1 protein-coding gene is annotated in these 1388 nt (G+C 35.1%); it reads left to right on the forward strand.

The annotated features are described in order from the left end of the window. Positions 1 to 340: 340 nt before the first annotated feature. On the forward strand, positions 341 to 1388 hold a 1048-nt coding region (locus JF818_RS03450), incomplete at its 3' end, for an IS110 family transposase (protein ID WP_198890588.1).

Raw genomic sequence — 1388 nt, forward strand, 5'->3', positions numbered from 1 at the left:
GACAATAGTCGTCTATGTAATGTTCGATCGATTGTAATTTCCGATATTGGTTATTGCTGTGAGTGAAAGCACAGTCTTTGAATTTTGTACACTTATCCATATTCCCTCCTTGTATAATGAACATATAGTAGTTTTACTACATGTTTCATCTTATTTTAAAAATGTATATATAACATAGGTGCTGTGGATTATTTCTTCCTCCTGTAGTTAAACTACTTTGTTTAGACTATAATCACATCTCTATGTTTTTCTTTGTTTATTAGTGCGATAATGTTTAACGTTTTATCTTTAGCAAGGTTACTTGACATAAATATGTGATTGCCACAGCTTACTCTCAATCATGAAAGGAGCTTATATGTATTACGTAGGTATCGATGTTGCCAAAAATAAGAACGATTGCATCATCATTAACTCCGAAGATCAAATCATCTGTGATGTATTTACCTTCGAAAACAACAAAATGGGATTTGCAACTTTCTACAGATCCGTTGCTTCACTCTTACCATTAGAAGTAAGAATAGGACTTGAAGCCACCGGTCATTACAGCTTAAATCTCATTGACTTCATCGATTCAAAACAACTACCACTAATCGTTTTGAATCCACTTAGTGTCAACCTTTATCGTAAGTCTCTCACTCTAAGAAAAACCAAGACTGATAAAGTAGATTGTCTAATCATCGCACAAATGATACGCTCTGGTGATTTTAAGTCCTACTCACCTGTATCATACCACTTTAAAGAGCTAAAAACACTAACTAGACACAGATATCGACTAATCCATGATCAGGCTAGACTCAAAATATCTATCACACGACTCGTACAAATTCTATTCCCCGAACTACCAAACTTACTCTGGTCAATTCATCAGAAAACTTCTTATGAGCTTTTAGTAAGATATCCTTCAGCAGCTCTAATCGCAGATCTTCATCTCACAACACTCACTACTTTACTTTCTAAATCATCTAGAGAGAAAGACTCTAGAGAGAAAGCTGTTGAAATTAGAGAAGCTGCTCGTGACTCAATTGGATCACAAAGCACAGCTTATCAATTAGAATTGATTCAAAACATAACTCTTGTTATTGCATTTCAAGATGAATTAAAGCTCATCGATTCCGAGATAAAGAAACTTATGAATGAAATTGATTCCGTTATAATTACAGTTCCAGGTATTTCTTATAACCTTGGTGCTATTATACTAGCTGAAATTGGTGATATAAGAGCATTTGAAAGTCCGTCTAAGCTATTAGCCTTTGCTGGGTTAGAACCGGGTGTTCACCAATCTGGTCAATTTGTGAGTAACAAACAAAAGATGGTCAAACGTGGTTCAAAATATCTTCGTTATGCTTTACTGCAAGCTGCCAGACTGATTGCAATGCGAGATCCAGTAT

Source organism: Sphaerochaeta sp. S2 (genome assembly GCF_016406725.1).
Classification (GTDB): domain Bacteria; phylum Spirochaetota; class Spirochaetia; order Sphaerochaetales; family Sphaerochaetaceae; genus Sphaerochaeta.